Below are 20985 nucleotides of genomic sequence, written 5' to 3' on the forward strand. Positions count from 1 at the left end.
CGTGCAATGTGGTCAGAGTGTGGACGTGAGCCATTCCTGGATCACCTGGGCGGTCCGAGACGAGTCCGTGCCGACCATGGCGAAATGGTCGGACCGTACGGTTCGGAGATCGTGTGTCCGCTCGAAGGGCTCCGCCGGCCGGCGGTCCGTATCCGGGTCATCCGCCGCCAGCGGCTGGTCGGCCTGCACGAACAGGACCGGCGCGGCGACCGGATCGAAGCTCAGCTCGGACATCACGGCGAGCCAGCGCCCCATGGCGGACAGCGAGTCGCCGGTGATTCCGCCGAAGGCGTGGCCATCGGCGAACAGCCGGCGCAGTACGGGGCCGACGGGGGCCGCGGCGTCGCCGGGCCGGAATGTGTCGATCATGACGACCGCGGCGGGCCGGACCTGGTGTTCCGTCTCCAGATGGCGGGCCACGGCGTAGGCCAGCGCTCCCCCCGAGGAATATCCCAGCAGGACGAATGGATCGCCGTCAGCGGCTTTCCGTACGCATTCGGCCGCCACCGAGACCGCCGCCTCAGAGGTCTCGGGCAGTTTCTCGTCCGGTGCGAATCCCGGCAGGGGTACCGCCGAGACAGGCATGGCGTTCTGGAAATGCGCGGCGAGCCGTGCGTGTTGGTGCACCCCGCCGTTCGCCATCGGCGAGCTCAGGGCGATCAGCCGGGCGCCGGGTGGCCCTTCGGCCAGGGCCGTCGGTGCGGGAATCCGCGGGAGATCGGGGACGGAGGCGAATGTCGGCCTGAGGTCCGCCACCGCACGCATGAGGTGAAAGGCCCGCTCTGTCTCCCCTTCCTCCGCCGCGCGCCGAACCAGCAGGCAGACGGAGTCGGAATCGGAGTCGGAGTGGGAGCCGGAGCCGGGGTCGGAGTGCGGTGCCGCCGTCGGCGGATCCGGCGGCCGGAGGCCCGGGTCCGCTGCTCCGCTCATCGCGCCGCTCAGCCGCTCGGCGAGTGCGGCGGGGGTCTTGGCGTCGAACACCGTCATGGGGGTCAGCTGCAGACCGGTGGCCTCGTTGAGCCTGTTGCGCAGTTGGGTCGCCGAGAGCGAATCGAATCCGTTCTGCAGGAATGGCCGGTGGAGATCCACCTCGGACGGATCGCGATAGCCCAGCACGGCGGCGGCACGGGACCGCACCAGCTCCTGGAAGACCGGTATCCGCTCGGCCTCGTCGAGCCCGGCGAGCCGCCGGCGCAACGAGTCCGGTGTTTCGGCGCCCGTCCCCGTACCGGCCGCGGCGGCCGTGGTCCGGATACTCGGGGGCCGTACGATGCCGTGCCAGATCGGTGCGGGCAGACCGGACCGCAGCGCCGTGAGGTCGACGCGCACGGCTGCGAGCAGCGCCGGGCCGGCTGTGAGGGCGGCGTCGAAGAGCGCGAGCCCGTCATGGTCGGCCAGGGCGCCGATACCGCTCTGGGAGAGCCTGTGACGGTCGGCGTCCGTCATCGCACCGGTCATACCGCTGGCCTGCTCCCACAGCCCCCATGCCACGGATACGGCCGGCAGGCCCTGCGCCCTGCGGTGTGCCGCCAGCCCGTCCACATAGGCGTTGGCCGCGCCGTAGTTGCCCTGGCCGGAACTGCCGAGCAGGCCCGCGACCGAGGAGAAGAGGACGAACAGGTCCAGGGGGTGGTCCCGGGTGAGCTCGTGGAGATGCCGGGCGGCATCGGCCTTCACCCGCAGCACCGCGTCGAACCGTTTCGCGCTCAGCGAGCCGATGACGCCGTCGTCGAGCACGGCCGCCGCGTGGACGACACCGGTCAGCGGATGATCCGGGTCGATGCCGGCCAGTACGGCGGCGAGGGCGGCACGGTCGCCGACGTCGCAGGCGGCGATGTCCACCTGGCAGTCGGCGGCGGCCAACTCCTCGCGCAGCGCTGCCGCCCCGGGCGCGTCGGGCCCCTGCCGGGAGACCAGCAGCAGATGGCGCACCTTGTGCCGGTCGACCAGGTGCCTGGCCAGCAGTCCGCCGAGCGTCCCGGTCCCGCCGGTGATCAGTACCGTGCCGTCCGGGTCCACGGTCACCGGTTCGCCGCCCGCCGCCTGCCGGGCCAGCCGGGGCACCAGGAGCGAGCCGGAGCGGACGGCGAATTCGGGCTCCCGGAGGGGCACGGTCCGCTCGAACGACGCCGGGTCGTCGGTATCGGCGAGGACGAAGAGGCCGGGGTCCTCCCGCTGGGCCGAGCGGACCAGGCCCCATACGGCGGCCTGGGCGGGATCGACGTCCTCGCCGTCCGCGGTGGCCACCGCACGGCTGGTCAGCACCACCAGTCCGGCCCTCGCCGCCTTGTCCCGCAGCGCGGTCAGCACCCGGGTGAGCGCGGTCCGCGGGTCCCGCTCGGCGCTCACGTCCAGCACCTCGCGGTCGTCGGCCGACCGGTCGTCGGCCGACCGGCCCGCGGGCGCTGTCCAGTCCATCCGGAACAGAGACTGCCGGGCGACCGTGTCCTGCTGGAGACGGCCGCCCGCCAGACGGCGGGTGACCAGGGAGTTCACCCGGGCGACCGGGAGACCGCGGTCGTCGGCGATGTCCAGGGCGGTCCCGCCGGTCCGCTCATCCGGCCACAGGCGCACCCGTAGCGCCGCGGCCCCCGTCGCGAACAGGCTCACCCCCCGCCAGCAGAACGGCAGCGCGGGCCCGGCGGAGTGGTCGTGGGCCAGCGCCGTCGGGTGAAGGGCTCCGTCCAGCAGCGCGGGGTGCAGGGCGAAGGGGAGCGGGCCGTCCCGCAGGTCCTCGGGCCGGACGACTTCGGCGTACAGCTCGCTGCCCCGCCGCCACACCGCGCGCAGCCCGCGGAAGACCGGCCCGTGCACCACACCGGCCTCGACGAGAGGCGCGTACACGGCGTCCAGCGGCACGGGCTGTGCGCCGGCGGGCGGCCAGGAGGCCGGCTCGAACCCGGCGGACCCGGGGGGTTCCAGGTCCGGTGTGACCACGCCGGTCGCGCAGGTCGTCCAGGGCTCCTGTCCCTCGATCCGCGCGTGGACGGTCAGCGCCAGGCGGTCGTCGGGCTCGTGGACCACGCGTACCTGAACCTGGACACCGATGTCGTCGGGTACGGCCAGCGGGGCCTGGAGGATCAGCTCCTCCACCCGCCCGCGGCCGAAGTGGTCCCCGATATGGGCCGCCAGCTCCAGCAGCGCCGTTCCCGGGAGCACGGCCGTGCCCGCTATCCGGTGGTCGCCCAGCCAGGTGTGCTCGGCCAGCGAGATCCGGCCGGTGAACACCGCGCCACCGGCACCGGCACCGGCACCGGCACCGTCGTCGGGATGCTCGACGAGGGCCGCGAGCAGCGGGTGGTTGACGGTCCGCTGGCCGAGTCCGGCCGCGGACGACCGCGCCGCCGTGTCGACCCAGTAGCGGCGGCGCTGGAAGGGGTAGGTGGGCAGGTCGACATGGCGGGCTCCGCTGCCGTCGAACGGGCTCGTCCAGTCGACGGCAAGCCCGCGTACGTACCCCTCGGCCAGCGATGTCGTGAACCGGTCGGCACCGCCCTGATCACGGCGCAACGTGGCCAGGGCCAGGCCGGATTCGCCCACCGTCTCCTGGATCGCGGCGGCGAGTACGGGGCGGGGGCCGGCCTCGACGAAGTGGCTGAACCCCGCTGACGCCAGGGTCTCCACGGCCTGGGCGAACCGCACCGGTTGGCGGAGGTTGTCGTACCAGTAGCGGGCGTCGGCCTCCGGGCCCGCCATCACCCGGCCGGTCACCGTCGAATACCAGGGGATGCGCGCCGGTTGCGGGCGGATGTCGGCGAGTTCTTCCAGCAGACGGTCACGGATGGGCTCGACGTGGACGGAGTGCGAGGCGTAGCGGACCGGAATGACCCGGGCCCGTACCCCCTCGGCCTGGTACTCCTCGGCCAGCGCGGTGACGGACGCGGTGTCTCCCGCCAGGACCACGGAGGAGGGCCCGTTGTACGCGGCGACGCTCATCCCCGGCATTCCGGAGATCCGTTGCCCGACGTCATGTGCCGACTCGACCGACAACAGCAGACCGGTGCCGGCCAGGGAGGAGCAGAGCGCGCTGCGGCGGACGACCGCCCGGACGGCGTCGCGCAGCGACAGCACGCCCGCGATATGCGCGGCCGCGATCTCCCCCTGCGAATGGCCGACCACCGCGTCCGGCACGACGCCGTGGGACTGCCACAGGCGTGCCAGCGAGACCATGACCGCGAAGAGGGCGGGCTGGACGACTTCGTCTCCGCCCAGGGCCGACTCGTCGCCGAGGACATCGGTCAACGACCAGTCGACGAACTCGGCCAGCGCGCGCTCGCACTCCGCCATCGAGGCGGCGAAGACGGGGGAGGAGCCGAGCAGTTCGACGCCCATGCCGACCCATTGCGCGCCCTGGCCGGGGAAGACGAACACCGTCCGGCCCCGCAGATCCGCCTGACCGGTCACCGCGGCACCGGGCGCCCCGGCGGCAAGCGCGGCCAGGTCGTCCCGGTCGGCGCCCCGCACGACGGCGCGATGGTCGAGCCGTGCGCGCGTGGCGGCGAGCGAGTAGCCCACGTCCGCGGGTGCGGCACCCGACTCCAGGAGGGCGAGCACCCGTGCGGCCTGGTCGCTCAGCGCCTGCGGTGTCGCTGCCGAGAGGATCAGCGGCACCGCGGAGGTCGGCTGACGGGTGAGGGCCGCTCCCTGCCCCGCCGCCGCGCCCTCTTCAGCCTTTCCGGGGCTTGCGTCATCCGGTGGGGCCTGCTCGACGATGACATGAGCGTTCGTACCGCTGATCCCGAACGCCGAGACACCGGCGCGGCGCGGCCGTCCGGTCTCCGGCCAGGGCACCGGCTCGGTGACCAGGCGTACCGCTCCCGCGGTCCAGTCCGCGTGCGGGGTGGGTTCGTCCACATGCAGGGTTCTGGGCACCACTCCGCACCGCAAGGCCATGATCATCTTGATCGTCCCGAGAACGCCCGCCGCGGCCTGGGTGTGGCCGATGTTCGACTTCACCGAGCCCAGCAGCAGCGGGCTTTCGCGGTCTTCCCCGTAGGCCGCCAGGATCGCCCGCGCCTCGATCGGGTCGCCGAGCCTGGTGCCCGTGCCGTGGGCCTCCACCACGTCCACATCGGCTCCTCGGAGTCCGGCCTGCGCTAGGGCGCGGCGGATCACCAGTCGCTGTGCCTGGCCGTTGGGGGCGGTCAGGCCGTTCGAGGCGCCGTCCTGGTTGACGGCCGTGGCCCGGATGACACCGAGTACGCGATGGCCGGCCCGGCGGGCTTCGGAGAGACGTTCGAGTACGAGTACCCCGACCCCTTCCGAGAAGCCCGTCCCGTCGGCCGCGGCGGCGAACGCCTTGCACCGCCCGTCGGCCGCGAGAGCCTGCTGCCGGGTGAACTCCGTGAAGGTGGCCGGGGTCGACATGACCGTCGCGCCGCCGACCAGCGCCAGTGAGCACTCACCGTCCCGCAGCGAGCGCGCCGCCAGGTGCAGGGCCACCAGCGAAGAGGAGCACGCCGTGTCCACGGTGAGGGACGGGCCGCGAAGCCCCAGCACATACGAGATCCGGCCGGATGCGACGCCGCCGGTGTTTCCGGTCACCGTGCCGCCGTCGGCGTCCTCGGCCGTTCCGGCGCAGCGCGATACGTAGTCGGAGGCCATCATGCCGACGAAGACCCCGGTTTCGCTGTCCTTGAGCGAGTCGGGGTCGATCCGGGCGTGTTCCAGCGCCTCCCACGCCGTCTCCAACAGCAGCCGCTGCTGGGGATCCATCGTCACGGCTTCCCGCGGGGCGATCCGGAAGAAGTCGGAGTCGAACCAGGCGGCGCCCGGGAGGAAGCCACCGCGAGAGGTGCACGAGGCATCCGGGTCGAGGTCCCAGCCGCGGTCGGAGGGAAATCCGGAGATCGCCTCCTCTCCGGCGGCCAGGAGGTCCCAGAACTCCTCGGGCGACCCGCCACCGCCCGGCAGCCGGCACCCCATGCCCACGACGACGACCGGATCCTCCTCGTCGGAGGACCGCGGCCGGAACGGAGTGTCATGCCGCTCTTCGGGCCGCTCTCCGGCGAGGAGACCGGTCAGCTGCCGGGCCAGCAGCTGCGGAGTCGGCAGGTCGAAGGCGACGGTCGTCGGCAGATCGAGCCCGGTGGCCTCGACGAGTCCGGCGCGCAGCCTGACCGCGGTCAGCGACTTCAGGCCGTACTCCGTGAACACCTGGTCCGGGCCGATCCGGTCGGACCGCCCGAGCACCGAGGACAGGAGTTCGCCCACCAGGTCCAGCGCCGGCTGAAGCCGCTCGGACGGGGGCAGCGCCAGGACCCGCCGGGCCCACGGCGTGCGCGCATGCGCTCCCCCGTGGTCGAGCACCGTGGCGAGGCGGCTTTTGGCGATCTTTCCGGTCGGGGTGCACGGCATGTCGTCGAGCACGATCAGCTCGACGGGGATCTTGTACTCGGCCACGCCCTTGGCGGCGAGATGCCCGGTGACCTCGTCCAAGGTGACGGATGCGCCCTCGCGCAGGGTGACGGCGAGGCACGGATACTCGCCGAGCCGGTCGTCCGGGCGGCCGACGACGGCGAGCAGCCCCGGACCGGGCAGATCGTCGAGCAGCGCTTCGATCTCCGCCGCGCTGAACTTCACCCCGCCGACGTTGATCACCTCGGCGTCGCGGCCCCGGAAGGCGATCGTGCCGTCCTCGTTCACGCTTGCCAGGTCACCGGTCCGCAGCCAGCCGTCGCCGGTGAACGCGTTCCGTGTCAGCTCCGGGTCCTCGAAGTACTCCTGGAAGAGGGACGGCCCGTGGAACTGGAGTTCCCCGGTTTCGCCCGTGGCGCACGGGCCGCCGTCCTCCGTAACCACGCGCGCCCGGCCACCGGAGACCGGGCGGCCGATGCTGCCGGTCGCCGCCTCCGGCGGGTCATCGGGCCGGGTGTACAGGCCCGCGCCCAGCTCGGACATGCCCCAGTGCGTGACCATCCGCGCGCCCAGCAGCCGCCGGGCGTCCTCGACCAGCGTGGCGGGCACGGCCGCGCCGGCGGCCCGTACCTCGCGCAGCCGCAGTCTGTCCGCTCCGTCCGAATCGGCCGACGAGCGCAGCCGGGAGACGATATCGCGCAGCTGCGCGGGTACGGCGAAGAGCACGGTCGGCTCGCTCTGCCCGGCCGGCCGGAGGAAGTCCGCCACGTCCCACCGGCGCAGCAGTGCCTGCCTGCCCCGCGTCACCAGGCTGAGATGGAGCGAGAGGAGCCCGAAGAGATGGGTGAACGGGCTGCCGCTGACGATCGTGTCGGTGCCGAGCGCCTTGCCGTCGGCGGCCACGGCGGCGGCGTTGGCCAGCAGACCGTCATGGGTGTGCACGCAGATCTTCTGGCGGAGCGAGGTCGTACCGGAGGACGGGAGGAGCACGAACGGATCCTCCGGCGAGACCTGCGCGGGCAGCGGCTCGGTCCCCCGCCACCGGCGCACCAACGCCCCCAGTGACAACACATCGCCATCCGCGTCCGCTTCGTCGGCGACCAGCACATGCTGGAGCGCCGTCGATCCCTTCAGCAGCTGCCGGACGAACTCGCCGCACGGCAGGTCCTGGTGGCCGGCGGTGAGGACCAGCGTCCCGGCCCGGGTGCGCTCGAGCAGCGAGCGCAGCTCCTTCACCCCCAGGCCCATGTGCAGCGGAAGCATCACGGCCCCCGTGGCGGCGACGGCGACGTGGACGGTGAGGAATTCCCAGCAGTTGGGCAGGTGCACGGCGACCACGTCACCCCGCCCGACGCCCAGCTCCTGGAGGCCGCGGGTCAGCGCGTCCGACTCCGCACGCCACCGAGCCCAGGTCCGGTATCCGCCGTCGGTGAACACCGCGGGTTGGTCCGCGGCGGCGTCCGCGGCCGCGGCGAACAGTGAGGGAAGCGTGTAACGCATGCTCACTCCTGAGGTGTTCACCGGTCGGACCCGAGTGCGCCGCGCAGCACCTTGCCCATGGGGGACCTGGGGATGCGGGGCACGGCTTCGATGCGCCGGATCTTCTTGTACGGCGCCACCCGCTCCGCGACATACGCCGACACCTCGTCGAGCGGGACCGGAGCGCTGAGGACCACGTATGCCTTGGGGATTTCTCCGACGGCCTCGTCCGGTACGCCCACGACGACGGCGTCGCCGACATCCGGGTGACCGAGCAGGATCGCTTCGAGCTCGGCGGGCGCGACCTGATGCCCCTTGTACTTGATCAGTTGCTTGCACCGACCGGTGATCGTGACGTACCCCAGCGCGTCGCTGCGGCCGATGTCACCGGTGTGCAGCCAGCCGTCGGCGTCGACCACGGGGACGATGCTGTCCGGCCCCCGCAGGCAGCCCGGGGAGATCTGCGGACCGCGGACCCAGATCTCGCCGGCCGCCCCGTTCCCGACGTCCAGGCCGGTGTCGGGGTCGACGAACCGCGTCTGCGTGCCCGGGATGGGGACCCCGATCGATCCGGGTGGGCTGGGGCTGCCGTCGGGCGGAGCGTGGGTGCAGCCCCCGGCCTCGGTCATGCCGTAGCTCTGGACGACCTCGGCCCCCAGGACGCGTGCGCAGGTCTCGGCGATCGCCAGGGGGAGCGGTGCCCCGCCCGAGTGCAGCATCCGCAGGCTGGAGGTGTCGTACCGCTCGATGTAGGGGAACCGGGCGAGTTCGGCGAGCACGCTCGGGACCACATAGGCGACCGTGACGCGGTGGCGCTGTACGGCGTCGAGCAGGTTCTCGGCGCTGAACGGCGTGGCCAGGGAGACGAGCGTGCCGCGTGCGTGCACGGTGCGGTTCATCGAGATCTGCATCCCGTACAGATGCCGGAACGGAGCGATGCCCAGCACCACATCGTCGGCCGTCAGCCGGTGTACGCAGTTGACCTGGAGGATGTTCGCGGCGAGGTTGCGATGGGTCAGCACGATCTGCTTGGGCGTGCCCGAACTGCCGCTGGACGCGGCCAGCACTGCCGTCCGGCCGCCTCCCTCGGCCACCGCGGTGTCCGTCTCCGCGCCGAGCATCCGGTCCCAGTCGGCCGCTTCGACCGCGGGGGACGCCGACCGTGTGCCGCCTTCCCCGATGACGAAGACATGCTGGAACGAGTCCGCGAAGGCCTGCCCCTCGAGCTTCTGCCACACCGCGGCGGTCACGACCGCGAACCGTGGGCGGCTGTGCTCAAGAGCCATGTGCCACTCGTTCCCGCTCCCCAGGGGCTCGAGGGGGAGGACCACACCCCCGGCCCACAGCGTGCCGTAATAGGAAGCGATGAATTCGCCGCTGTTGCCGCAGATGATCGCCACGCTCTCGCCGGGGCGAAGTCCCCGACGCCGCAGGGCGGCGGCGAACCGCCGGCTGTCGAGCAGAAGGTCCTGGTACCGGTGGGTCCGGCCGGTCGGATGCTCGATCAGCGCGATCCCGTCGCCCTGCCCCGCTCCCCATACGATGTCGGCGAGGTTCCGCTGCCCCACAGCGGCGTCGACATCCCACCCCACGGCCGTCACCGGGGGTTCCAACCGCCGTCGGGGATCGTCATGGTGAACGCGCCGCAGCTGAAGCTGAGACCGAAGGCCACGAGAAGGCCCTGCCCCGCCGGGCGGTGCACCGGCTCCGCCACCATCAGGGGGACCGAACACCCCAGCGTATTGCCGTAGTCGCGCAGCACCCGGTACGACGAGGCCACGGATTCGGCGTCCTTGGTATGGCCGAACTGCTCGCACAGGGTGTCCAGGATGCGCACACTGCCGGTGTGCAGTAGCAGCACCGAGGCGTCACGGGGGTCGGACAGGGTGCAGGACTCGTCGGACAGCGCCATACGGACGGTTTCCCGGGCGTAGAAGGATCCGCGCGGAGTGACGTCGGGGCCCAGTGTGTAGGCCCGCCGCCCGTGCACCACCGGAATGTCCGATCCGCCGTCGGGGACGGTGCCGAGTTCGGCGTCCTCCGGCTGCTCGTTCGTCAGATTGGACACCGGGCCGAACGACGGTCCCTCGCCCTCCGCGCCGAGCAGCATCGCCACGGCCGCGTCCGCGAAGAGAAAGCCGTGCAGCACGTTCACCGTGTCCTGGTGCTCCTCCTTGGCGACTTCGGAGAAGTGCGAGTAGAAACCCGGAAGCTCGGGGGACAGCGGTGTGATCGCTTCCATGAAGCAGACGAGGACCCGTTTGCCGGGATTGCAACTCAGATACCAGCGGGCCGTATCGACGACCTTCGACATCGCGGAGCAGCCCATGTATTCGATGCTCAGGTTCGCCGCGGTCCGCGGCAGTTCCGGCATCCGCGCGAACACATCGCACACCAGGCTGGGCAGCAGTCGGCCGGGGGTGCTGCTCACGCCCAGCACCAGACCGATCGACTCCACCGGCACATCGGCCTTGGCCAGGCATTTACGGGCGGCGCCGACCGCGAGGTCGACCGCGAGCGTGTCCAGTTTCGGTTCGGCACCCTGGAAGAGGACGTCCGGGTAATTGGCGAGGACCGAATGCCTCTTCTCCACCCCCAGGCTGCCCAGCATCGCCGCGAGCTTGTCGGAGCAGTGCCCCCGGCCGGCCTCGAGTAATTCCTCGGTCGTGTACTCGGGGCGGGGCATTTCGGTGGCGATCGAGATGAGTCGGGGATCGATTCCGGTGACGGCGGTCATGCACTCGCTCCTGTTTCTCGGGGGGAGAGCGTCACGTGTATCTGGTCGTCGGCCGCGTCGTAATGAGCCAGGGTCACGTGGTTGTCCAGGCTGTGATCGGCGGTGGGCAGATCGGGGCGGAAGAAGAATCCGCGACTCTCCCCGCGCGCCATGATCGACCGGGTGTTGGCCTCGGCCAGGATGAGCAGATCCACGTCCTCGTTGTCCGGTGTGCCGTCCGCCCTGCGCCGCGCTCGTTCGCTCCGGCACCACCGCGCGAATTCCCCGGCCGAGGCCATGGAGAATCTGCTGTCCTGAAAGGCGTCCAGACGGTGCCGGATTTCCTGGCGCAAGGACACATCCGCACCCGGCTGGGCCCCGCCGGGGCCGAAGTCGGTCTCGGCGACGCCGGCCGAGTGCCGTGCCAGCGCGTCGGCGAGCATACGTCCCTTGGCGAGGAAGGACGGGAAGGGTTTACCGGAAATCGAGTCGACGGCCAGGCCGTAGGCGCATTCGCCGGTGGCGTGGACGTTCCGCACGGTGGGGGCCGACCGCGTCGCCATGCCCCCCATGCTGAATCCCCTGACCGGCCCCAGCCGGAACGAGCCGTCCGCCAGCTCCACGGTGTGCGGCACATCGAGGTTCCGCGTCCAGTAGTGCGCGAACACATCCACGTCGCACCGGTCTCCCTGGTACGCGTCGAGCGCCTTCTCCAGCTCGCCCGCCCGCTCCCCGGCCCGCAGCAGCCGGGGCGCCCCGTCGAAATCCGAGGGGTAGAGGGGGCCGCCCAGGTCCGGGAGGCCCAACGGGAACCGGTTGAACAGTTCGAGACTGGCCAGACGGCCACCGTGCCGCGCATAGGTGCCCAGCAGATACCCGGTGTTGCTGCCGACCCCGTCCGCGAACAATCCGCAGAACCCGCCCGATGCGAAGACCAATTGAGTGCAGAGAATCCTGCCGGGTACGCCATGGTGTTCATAACGCGCCCCCAGACAGACGTCGCCGGCGACGACGAGATCGGTCACCCGGCCGTGGATTATGGTCCCGCCCAGTTCCTCGAACCGTGCCAGCACCGCGTCCACCACGCTGCCGCCGCCGCCCATATGAATACCGGGTTCGGCAAGGCGCGGATGCAGGTACGGACCGAAGGGCCCGTATTCCACCAGCCGGCTCAGTTCCTCGAATTCCTCGGCGAAGTACTCGGCCATCATGGGGGCGTAGCCCGGATCCTGGGTGCCGGAGCCGTCCGCGAACACCTCTGCCGCGGGCGCGGTGGCACAGTCGAAGACCCGCTGTTCCACCAGGCCGAACGCCCACTGCCGGGAGGTCGCCGGCGCATGCTCCTCCGTGGAGATCAGCACCGTCGGCACTTCTTGCTGAGCCAGCCGGTAGGCCAGCCAGGCCCCCGCGATACCGCCACCGATGATGGCCACCTCGCTGGTGTGGCGAAAATCCTGACTACCGGGCATCGAGATCACCCGCAACCTCGTCGCGCGCCTCGTAAGGAGCGGCGAGCACCGCCGCCTTGGCCCCGTTGTCCACACGTTCTCCCAACGGCGAAGCAGACGACTCAAGCGCGAGATCCCGTCCCCGGGTCTCGGCGGTGTGCCAGACCACGGTGGCGCTGACCAGGCAGGTGGCCAGCATGTACAGCGCGACCAGCCAGGGGTCGTCGCCTCCGGCGGCCGACAGCAGAAGCGCTCCGATCAGCGGCGCGAGGCCTCCGCCGACGACGGCGGCCAGCTGGTAGCCCATGGACACCCCGGTGTAGCGGGTGCCGGTGCCGAACATCTCCGAGAACAGCGCGGGCACCGGGCCGAGCAGCGAGCCCATCGGCAGCGGCGCGAGGATTCCCAGCGCGATCAGCATCAGCGGCAGCGACCCCGTGTTGATCAGGGCGAAGACCGGGAACGCCATGGCGCCGAGGGTGAGCGCCGCGCCCAGCAGGACCGGACGCCGGCCGACCCGGTCGGACCAGGCCGCGGAGACCGGTATCGCGATCGCCGCCGCAACGCCGTTGACGAGTTGGCCGATCAGGATCTCGGTGCGCCCATAGCCGACGTCCTTCGCGAAGCTGATGGTGAACACACTGGTCAGGGCCTGGGACACGGTGGCTCCGAAGACCACGAAGCACGCCTGAAGCAGGGGCTTGGGCTTGCGAAAGATCTCGACCAGCGGTCTGCGCACCACGGACTCACTCCGCTGGACCTCGGTGAACAGCGGGCTCTCGGTCACTTTCAGCCGTACGAACAGGCCGATCGTGAGCAGGGCGGCACTGAACAGGAACGGGATCCGCCAGCCCCAGGACAGGAACTCGTCGTCGGGCAGGGTGGAGAACAGCATGAGGGCGAGCGTGGACAGCACCGTGCCGGCCGGCCCTCCCATCTGCACCAGACTGGTCAGCAGTCCGCGCCGGCGCGACGACGCGTGCTCGGCGGTCAGCAGCGCGGCCCCGCCCCACTCGCCGCCGACGGCGACACCCTGGATGAGCCGCAGCACGATCAGGAGCGTGGGTGCCAGGTTGCCGACCTGGTCATGCGTGGGGAGAAGGCCGATGAGCGTGCTGGCGATGCCCATCATCGCCATCGAGACCACCAGCATCGCCTTGCGGCCGAGCCGGTCCCCGAAGTGACCGAAGATCGCCCCGCCCAGGGGGCGGGCCAGATAGCCGACGGCGAAGGTGCCGAAGGAGGCGATCGTCCCGGCCACGGGGGAGAGGTTGGTGAAGAAGAGCTTGTTGAACACGAGGGATGCGGCAGTGCCGTAGAGCAGGAAGTCGTAGTACTCGATCGTGCTGCCGAGCCAGCCGGACAGCACGACACGGCGGATCTGCGCACGGTTTTCCGTGCCGGATCCCGGGTCGAGCCGAGACATCGCGATACCCCTTTGCCTGTGCGGAAACGGGCGTGCCTGTGCGGATACGGGCGTGCGTGGGCGTTGATCCGGCCTGTGGGAAGACTGTGGGAGCGTCGGGGCGTCAGCGCGGCCGGCGGGTCTCCCGGTAGTGGGCGAGGGCCCGGTCGACGAGTTCGCCGGCGGCACCGGTGTAGCGGCCGGGGTCGAGCAGTTCGGCCAGTTCGGCCGCGTCGAAGTGGCCGTTCAGCTCGGGAAGGTCCAGCAGGACGGCGCTCAGCGGTCTGCCGGTGCGCGTCGTCTCCGCCGCGGCCCGGCTCATCAGCGACTTGGCCGTGGCCTTGCCGACCACGGGCGCCAGGACGGCGGCCAGCCGCTCGGTGATCAGCAGACTGCCGGTCATCCCCAAGTTGTCCTGCATCCGCCCGGGGCGCACGCTGAGCCCTTCGGCCAGTTCGACGGCGGTGTGCGCGGCGCCTCCCGCCAGCCGCAGACACTCGCGCATCGGCTGCCACTCGGCGTGCCAGACCCCGGCGGGCCGCTCGTCCTCGGCCAGCATGGCCTGCGCCAGCACCATGGCGTGAGCGGGGACTTGAAGGGCCGCGGAGCGAATGAGCGTGGCCAGCGCCGGATTCTGCTTGTGCGGCATCGCCGACGACACTCCGCGGCCTGCCGCCGCCGGCTCGGCGACCTCGGCGATCTCGGTGCGGGAGAGCGTCTGGACGTCCACGGCGAGCTTGCCGAGCGCGCCGGTGACCTCGGCGAGTGTCGATCCGATCCGGGCGATGGGGGCGCGCGCCGTATGCCAGGGCAGCACCGCTTCGGCCAGCCCCAGCTCGGCGGCGAAGGCGGCGATGAGCCTGTCCCCGTAACCCGCGACGTACCCCGACTCCGCGACGTACCCCGACTCCGCGAGGCGGGCGTACTCCAGATAGCCCGCCAGGGTGCCCGCCGCGCCGCCGAGCTGGACGGGCAGTTGTGCGCGCAGCACACGCAGCCGGTCCCCGGTCTCCAGGACGGCCTGCAGCCAGCCCGCCGCCTTCAGCCCGAAGGTGACGGGCACCGCGTGCAGCGCGAGGGTGCGCCCCGGCATGGCGGTGTCCCGGTGGTCCTCGGCGAGCCGGGCCAGCGCCGCGGCCACCCGGTCCAGGTCGGCCAGGATCAGGCCCGTGGTCCGGTGCGCGACCAGCATCGCGGCGCTGTCCATGATGTCCTGGCTCGTGGAGCCCCGGTGGACGTACTCGGCCGAGTCCGGGTCGGTCAGGGCGACGGCGGCGGTCAGCTCCTCCACCAACGCCACCACCGGGTTGGCGGCTCCGCGGCTGCGGTGCGCCAGCCGTACGAGGTCGAGCCGACCGGCCTGCGCGGTACGGGTGATGGCCGCGGCGGCCTTCTCGGGTACGACACCCAGCCGGGCCTGGGCCCGTACCAGGCCCGCTTCCGCATCCAGCAGCGCCTGGAGCCATGCCTCGTCGGAGGTCGCGGCTTCCGCGGGCGCGCCCGCGCGCACCGGGGACAGCAGTCCGGAGTCCAGGCCGCATTCGACGGCCGGAGTGGGGGCGTCCTGCGCGCTCATACCGTGGCCTTCGTGGTCTCGGTTTCCGTCTCGGATACCTCGGTGGCCAGCGAGAGTGCGGCCCGCGCGATCGTATCGGCATCGCTGAGCGTCACCGAGTTGACGCCCGGACGGATGCCCGCGGCGGTCACCCAGTGCACTGCTTCCGTGGGCACCCCGAAGGCGAACCGCCTCGGATGCGGATGGCCCGACGCGTCGAGCAGTTGGAAGCGGCCTTCGGTCACGTCCAGGCCGCCGGTCTGGTACGCCGTGCCGTCGGGGTTGGGTATCCGGTGCGGTCGGCACGCGCCGCTGACCAGCAGATACGTCAGCAGGGGATCGGCGGTCCTGCGTACGTCGATATCGGGCAGCCGGGCGTCGATGAGGGCCGTGGTCCATACCTCGGACCCCGGTACGGAGCCGGCTCTGACGGTGAAGACCCCGGCTTCGTCGTCGGCGTGCGCGGTCACATCGGGGCCCAGGACCTCCAGCAGGCCCGCGTCGATCAGGGCCACGGCCTCCTCGATCCGCTGGACGGGCGGGCCGATGGACAGGAAGGCGTTCAACGGCGTGTACCAGCGTTCGAGGTCCTGGCGGTGGGAGCGGCCGGTGAGCCCCCGGTGGTCGACCAGCAGCCGCACCTCGTTCCGCAGATCGCGCAGCACATCCAGCGCGGCCTTGAGCGGACCGCTGACATTGCCCGCCCGCGCCTCGGCGATGTCCTGGCGCAGATGGTCCAGCAGCCAGCCGCGGAAGTCGGTGGGGCTGGTGAACTTCCGGTCGCCGTACGGGCGGGCGATCCGCTCCCAGTCCCATCTGCGGTCGCGGGGGAAGCCGAAGGTGTCCAGGAGCCGGGCCTCCTCCGGTGTGTCCCAGGGGAGGGCGAGATAGCGTCGGCGGAACGCCTCGGCCGCCCGTACGCCCTGTGACGCCGTGAGCGAGGTGGCGTAGTAGACCGTCTCCACCTCCTTCGCCACCAGCGGCCATATGTCGCGGCGGAAGTCGATGCCACCGTTCGACGCCTGTGCGCGCAGACCGTCGATCACTTCGGGGGTGAGGACGACGGGAATGTGCCGACCGTGCGGGCCCTTCTCGTTCTCGCCCCGGGAGTGGAAGGGGATGCCGCGCCGGGAACCGGCGTACAGACGCGGCTCGTTGCCGGACGCGAGATAGGTGAGGGTGCCGTCCTCCTCGCGTTCGAACCGCCCGCCGCGCCCCACGGTGAACAGAGCGATGTAGTCGAAGGCGCACAGGCCGAGACCGAGCAGGGCGACGAGCTCCTTCGGGCGCACCCGGCCGAGATCCGCGTCCGCCGGGTTGGCCGGCGGGAAGTACAGCAGTTCGCGCTCGTCCGCGAACCGGCTCAGCGCGGCCTCGCGTCCGGTGGCGGCGGTGGGCAGATGGCCCTGGGCGAGCACCACCGCGTGCAGCCCGTCGAGCCAGCTGCCGTCGTCCAGCTGCACGGTTTGCAGATCACCGGCCCCGCGCTCCGCGGTCCGGGTGTCCTCCCCGGCCGCTGCCGTCGGGGGAGCGGCGTCGTCCAGGGCGACGGCGCGTGCCTCGTGGACCTGGACCAGGACATGGTCCGGTGCCGCGCTCACGACGCGGTGGAACACCCATTCCAGATAGTGCCCGTAGAAGGCCCGGCTGGGATACGAGTCCGGCCCCAGCGCGGCGGCCTCCTCAAGGATCAGGGGCCGGTACTGGTACCGGTCGAAGGGCCCCATCAGCGTGAGGAACCTGGCCCATTCGTACAGGCTCGGACCGGGCGCCAGCGGGCCTTCGAGGTCCACACTGTCGTCGGTGAACATGGTCACCTGCGAGGCGACGGTGTTCATCAGCAGGTGTCGCGACTGCGCGGTGCGCCACACCTTGCCCGCCCCTGCCGGGTGGGGATCCACGACATGCACGGTGATCTGCGTGTCGGGCCCCGTATGCCGGGCGTTGGCACAGATTCTCTCCAGCACCGAGAGTCCTCGAGGCCCCATGCCGATGATGCAGATGTCGAGTCGTCGGCCAGCCATCAATTCTCCAATGGGTTGCTTGCGTCAAACCGACGGACAGCAGCCCAGAGCGTGGACGGCCGTCTGCGCACACTCCACCCGCCCCGCCGCCCGGGAGTTGTCCCGGGCGGCGAGGGGTGACTCACAGGAGGTTCAATCCGAACTCATCCGACAGCCCTTCCGCGCCCGCGGGGGTCACCACGACCGCCCGCTTGTGCTCACGCGCTCGGGCGATCCAGCCCAGCTCGAACAGCTGGTCCGTCAGGGCCGTTGCCGCGGTCCCGGCCAGGTGGTGGCGGCGCTCGCTCCAGTCCACACACCCTTTGATCAGCGGCTGTCCCTCGATTTCCAACGGGCCGGAGGCCAGGCCGAGCGGCTTGTCCGCGTCCCAGCGCTCCGTGTCGATCTCCAGGCCGCTCTCCCCACGGCGCACCAACCCCCGGGCGAGCAACGCGCCCGCCAGCTCCACCCCGATCCGCCCGGCCAGGTGCCGGTAGCAGGTACGTGCGTGGCTGAGGGTCTTCAGCAGCCGCGCGGACCGCAGCGAGGTGGGAGGCCTCAGGGGTGCGATGACCGCCAGCGCCTCGATCAACTCGGCCACCTGCGGGCTGGAGATCCGGTAGTAGGCGTGCCGGCCCATGCGGTCGACGGAGAGCAGACCGCGGTCCACCAGACGGGAGAGGTGTTCACTCGCCGTGGGCCTGGAGACGCCCGCGATCGAGGCCAGTTCACCGGCGGGCATCACAAAGTCTCCCGCCAAAGCGCTGACCATCGTCGCACGTGTCGTATTGCCCAAAAGCTCGGCTACGGTCGCGATATCGGGCCGTGGCTGCCCGGGGTCCAGCATGTTTTCTCCGTTGTCACGCCGTGGGTTGTGAGGGGGGAATATGCGCTACGCACTGAACCTCCACCTGGAGGTTGGGCAGAGGTAGCCCGGAAACGGCCACCGCGGTGCTCGAGACCAGAATTTCCCCAAGGATCTCCCTTCGAATGTCGAAGAAACGCGGGGCATTGCGCATATCCGTCAGATAGATGGTCATGGACACCAGGTGTTCCATTCCACCGCCCGCCGCGCTCAGCACGCGCCGGATGTTCTCCATCGCCCGGTACGCCTGCTCGTCGAAGCTGTCACTGACCGGCTTGTAGTCCTCGTCGATGCCGAGCTGACCCGAGACGAAGAGCAGTCCGCCGGCGCTGACCGCCTGTGCGTATCCGAACCTGCGCGGATCGCCGACGCCGGGCACCTCCACATACCGGACGACCTCCTCGTCCGCCGCCGGTCCGGCTTCCCGACGGTCAGTGGTCATGCCTTGGCTCCGATCTCGGACTCCGACAGGGGGAGGGCCTGGATGCTGTCGGCCGGCAGCCCCGAGCCGTCCAGCGGTGCGCTGAAGCGGGTCGGCAGCCGCTCCTGGGAGCAGCATTCCGTGAGGTATTCGACGATCCGGCGCCCGGTCTCGCTCTCGGGCGCCACCGGCACCGGTTCGTTACGCGCGTCGATCAGCGCCGGACAGAACCCGGCGGAGAGCACTCCCTCGGAGCTGACGCGGACCACGGCCACACCGGTCATCCGCGCATCCGGGTGGAAGGGCAGCAGCGGGTACTCCTCCTTGGGGCTGATACGGAACTCGCCGAACCGGCGGCTCAGCTCGATCTCGTCCTGCGGCCGCGCCGCGCTGAGGTAGCCGTCCTTGGCCAGGCGCTGGGGCAGGTTGGGCAGATCGAAGACGTAGTGCCCGAGCCCGTAGAAGATCGGCTTGCCCTCGTACCATTCGATGCCGCGCAGCATGTGGTGGTGGTGCCCGAGGACGATGTCCGCCCCGGAATCCACGGCGAGCCGGGCCAGCCGGCGCTCGTTGTCGGTCAGTACGAACGGGCGGGTGAAGTCCCCCCAGTGGAAGCTGATGGCAACGATGTCCGCCTGCTCGCGCGCGGCCCGTACGTCACGGGTGAAAGCCTCCACGTCCTCGGGGAAGTTCTCCGTGGTGACGCGGGGCAGCAGCCCGGGATTCCACTCGTTGAGCTCCCACGGCGTATAGCGGGTGTGGGCGCGCAGCGGGGCGAGTCCGGGAACCCCGGCGCGGGCCTCGTAGCCGTGGGGGAAGACCGAGGAGTAGGCCAGGAAGGCGATGCGCAGCCCGTCCCGCTCGACGATCGCCGGAGTACGCGCCTCGGCGATGTTGGCGCCCGCGCCGACCGTCGCGATGCCCAGATCGTGCAGCGTGTCCCGGGTGTTGAGCAGCGCCTGATGGCCGCCGTCCACGCTGTGGTTGTTGGCCAGCGACATCACATGGAATCCCGCTTCCGCGAACGGTGCGGCGTTCTTGGCCGGGGCCACGACGGGAGATCCGGAACTCGGCGCCCTTTCCCAGGTGTCGCTGAAAACTCCTTCGCAGTTGCCGAAGACGACATCCCCGGCGCTCAGTACGTTCTTGGCCACATCAAACGCGGTCCCGGGATTCTCCCGGTCGATGAAGACATCGCCAACCGCGAATAAGGAGACTGCCATGCTCACTCTTTCGGACGCTGGAGACGGGCGTGGAATGTGTCCACTCCGTTTTGCCGAATAAGCCTAGTTGCTCCGTGATTCGGGGGCGGCCTAACCGTCGTCGGGCGCGGCGGTCGGTCGCTGCCCCGCGGTGCGCGGTTCAGACGGGCAGCGGGTGCCGGCCCGCGTGGCCGATCAGGAGGACGCGGTGCATCGGCGCCTCGAGCACCGCCACCCGCTCGAGCCCGGCCTCCGCCAGCCACTGGTCGTAGGCGCTCAGCGTGTAGGCGTCGCCGCCGCCGGTGGCCAGCATCGAGGCGGCGAACAGCATGGCGAAGCGGTCCTGCGCCGTCACCGGCCGCGCCTCGTCCACGACGATCTGGTCGGCGATGCAGATGATTCCGTCGGGTGCGAGGACGTCGGCGGCGCTGCGCATCAGCTTCTGTACGGAGTCGGGTGTCTGCAGATGGAAGATGTTCGCGAACAGGATCAGGTCGACGGTCTCGCCCCAGCCGTCCTTCCAGAAGTCGCGGACCGTGCCGGTGAAGCGCGAGCCGACGCCGAGCCGTTCCGCCTGTGCCGTGGCCAGGCGGATGATGCGCGGAGCGTCGATGCCCTCCGCCTTCCAGGTGGGGAACCGCTCGAGGAGCAACTGGCTGTAAAGGCCGGTCCCGCAGCCGACATCGAGCACCGAGACGGTTTCGTCCTTCTTCCAGCCGGTCTCGGCCAGGGCGGCGGACAGCACGTCCACGATCGGCGGCGCCCAGAAGTTGATACCGGAGGTCAGATCCTCGTAATTGGTCTCCGAGATCTGGTTCGTACGGTCGTTGCCCGACTGGTCGCGGGTGCCGTGCCGGACCGCGTCGCCGAGGTTGCGCCAGCCGGCCCAGGCGACGTGCCGGTCATGGAGCATCTTGCCCACCAGGCTGAAGGTTCCGCCGGGGAGCAGCGCCTGCCGGAAATCACTCGGAAGGGAGTAGCGGACCTCGCCGTCGAGCTCGGAACGCTCGATCACCCCGTAGGCGAGGAGCCCGCCCAGGAGGACCCGGGTGGCCCGCTGATCGGTTTGGAGCTCGGCGGACAGCTCCTCCACCGTGCCGGACCGGTTGGCCAGCCAGGAGAAGACCCCGAGGTCGTGGGCGGCCTCGATGACCGCGGGCGCCCACATACCTATCAGATGCTCGTATATCTGGTGAGCGGCGCGGACCGTCTTCTGCTCGCCGGTCGTGGCGGACAGATAGTTGAAGTCCACCAATGTCCTGACGCTGTCGTCACGGCGGGTGGGGGAGCCGGACGCGTACGCGCGGTCGTCGAGTCCGATGACAGAAGTGGGGGATTGCTCAACCATGTGGGTGTTCCTCTCGTTGCCGACCACACGGGCCTGGCCCCGGGGAGTGGCCGGCGGGAAGGGACAGGCGGGATGTAACAGGGGGGATGTAACAGCCGCTGTGCGGGCAGGGAACAGCGTGTCCGGCCCCCCCCCCGCCCCGCGCCGGGGCCCGCGCCCCCTGGGGTGTTGTGGCCGCGCCATGGA

At 70.9% G+C, this 20985-nt stretch carries 11 protein-coding genes; all 11 read right to left on the reverse strand.

Annotated features, from left to right (window positions below):
- Window positions 1–12 precede the first annotated feature (12 nt).
- A complete protein-coding gene (locus tag ACWDSL_RS16510) occupies window positions 13–7857 on the reverse strand; it encodes an SDR family NAD(P)-dependent oxidoreductase (protein WP_450485881.1) in 7845 nt (2614 codons plus the stop codon).
- A gap of 17 nt (window positions 7858–7874) precedes the next feature.
- Complete coding sequence (locus ACWDSL_RS16515) at window positions 7875–9437, reverse strand: AMP-binding protein (protein WP_450485883.1); 1563 nt, start codon at window positions 9435–9437, stop codon at window positions 7875–7877.
- Window positions 9434–10573, reverse strand: a complete 1140-nt coding sequence (locus ACWDSL_RS16520; protein ID WP_450485885.1) for a 3-oxoacyl-[acyl-carrier-protein] synthase III C-terminal domain-containing protein — start codon at window positions 10571–10573, stop codon at window positions 9434–9436. The genes ACWDSL_RS16515 and ACWDSL_RS16520 overlap by 4 nt, the downstream gene beginning before the upstream one ends.
- Window positions 10570–12021 carry an FAD-dependent oxidoreductase gene (locus tag ACWDSL_RS16525; RefSeq protein ID WP_450485887.1) on the reverse strand — a complete coding sequence of 484 codons (1452 nt, stop codon included), beginning with the start codon at window positions 12019–12021 and terminating at the stop codon, window positions 10570–10572. Before ACWDSL_RS16525 ends, ACWDSL_RS16520 begins: the two co-directional genes overlap by 4 nt.
- Window positions 12011–13426, reverse strand: a complete 1416-nt coding sequence (locus ACWDSL_RS16530) for an MFS transporter (RefSeq protein ID WP_450485889.1) — start codon at window positions 13424–13426, stop codon at window positions 12011–12013. The genes ACWDSL_RS16525 and ACWDSL_RS16530 overlap by 11 nt, the downstream gene beginning before the upstream one ends.
- A gap of 103 nt (window positions 13427–13529) precedes the next feature.
- Window positions 13530–14981: a class-II fumarase/aspartase family protein gene (locus ACWDSL_RS16535; protein WP_450485891.1), complete on the reverse strand. Its 1452-nt coding sequence runs from the start codon at window positions 14979–14981 to the stop codon at window positions 13530–13532.
- Window positions 14978–16984: an FAD/NAD(P)-binding protein gene (locus ACWDSL_RS16540; protein WP_450485893.1), complete on the reverse strand. Its 2007-nt coding sequence runs from the start codon at window positions 16982–16984 to the stop codon at window positions 14978–14980. The genes ACWDSL_RS16535 and ACWDSL_RS16540 overlap by 4 nt, the downstream gene beginning before the upstream one ends.
- A gap of 121 nt (window positions 16985–17105) precedes the next feature.
- Window positions 17106–17810 (reverse strand): ArsR/SmtB family transcription factor, encoded by a 705-nt coding sequence (locus tag ACWDSL_RS16545; RefSeq protein WP_450485895.1) that lies wholly within the window; start codon window positions 17808–17810, stop codon window positions 17106–17108.
- 13 nt (window positions 17811–17823) lie between these two features.
- The gene (locus ACWDSL_RS16550; RefSeq protein WP_450485897.1) at window positions 17824–18270 is read right to left on the reverse strand and encodes a RidA family protein; all 447 of its coding nucleotides are present in this window, start codon (window positions 18268–18270) and stop codon (window positions 17824–17826) included.
- Window positions 18267–19472, reverse strand: a complete 1206-nt coding sequence (locus ACWDSL_RS16555; RefSeq protein WP_450485899.1) for a CapA family protein — start codon at window positions 19470–19472, stop codon at window positions 18267–18269. Before ACWDSL_RS16555 ends, ACWDSL_RS16550 begins: the two co-directional genes overlap by 4 nt.
- Before the next feature lie 139 nt (window positions 19473–19611).
- Window positions 19612–20799 carry a class I SAM-dependent methyltransferase gene (locus tag ACWDSL_RS16560; RefSeq protein WP_450485901.1) on the reverse strand — a complete coding sequence of 396 codons (1188 nt, stop codon included), beginning with the start codon at window positions 20797–20799 and terminating at the stop codon, window positions 19612–19614.
- Window positions 20800–20985 lie beyond the last annotated feature (186 nt).

It is taken from the genome of Streptomyces sp. NPDC000941 (genome assembly GCF_053599555.1).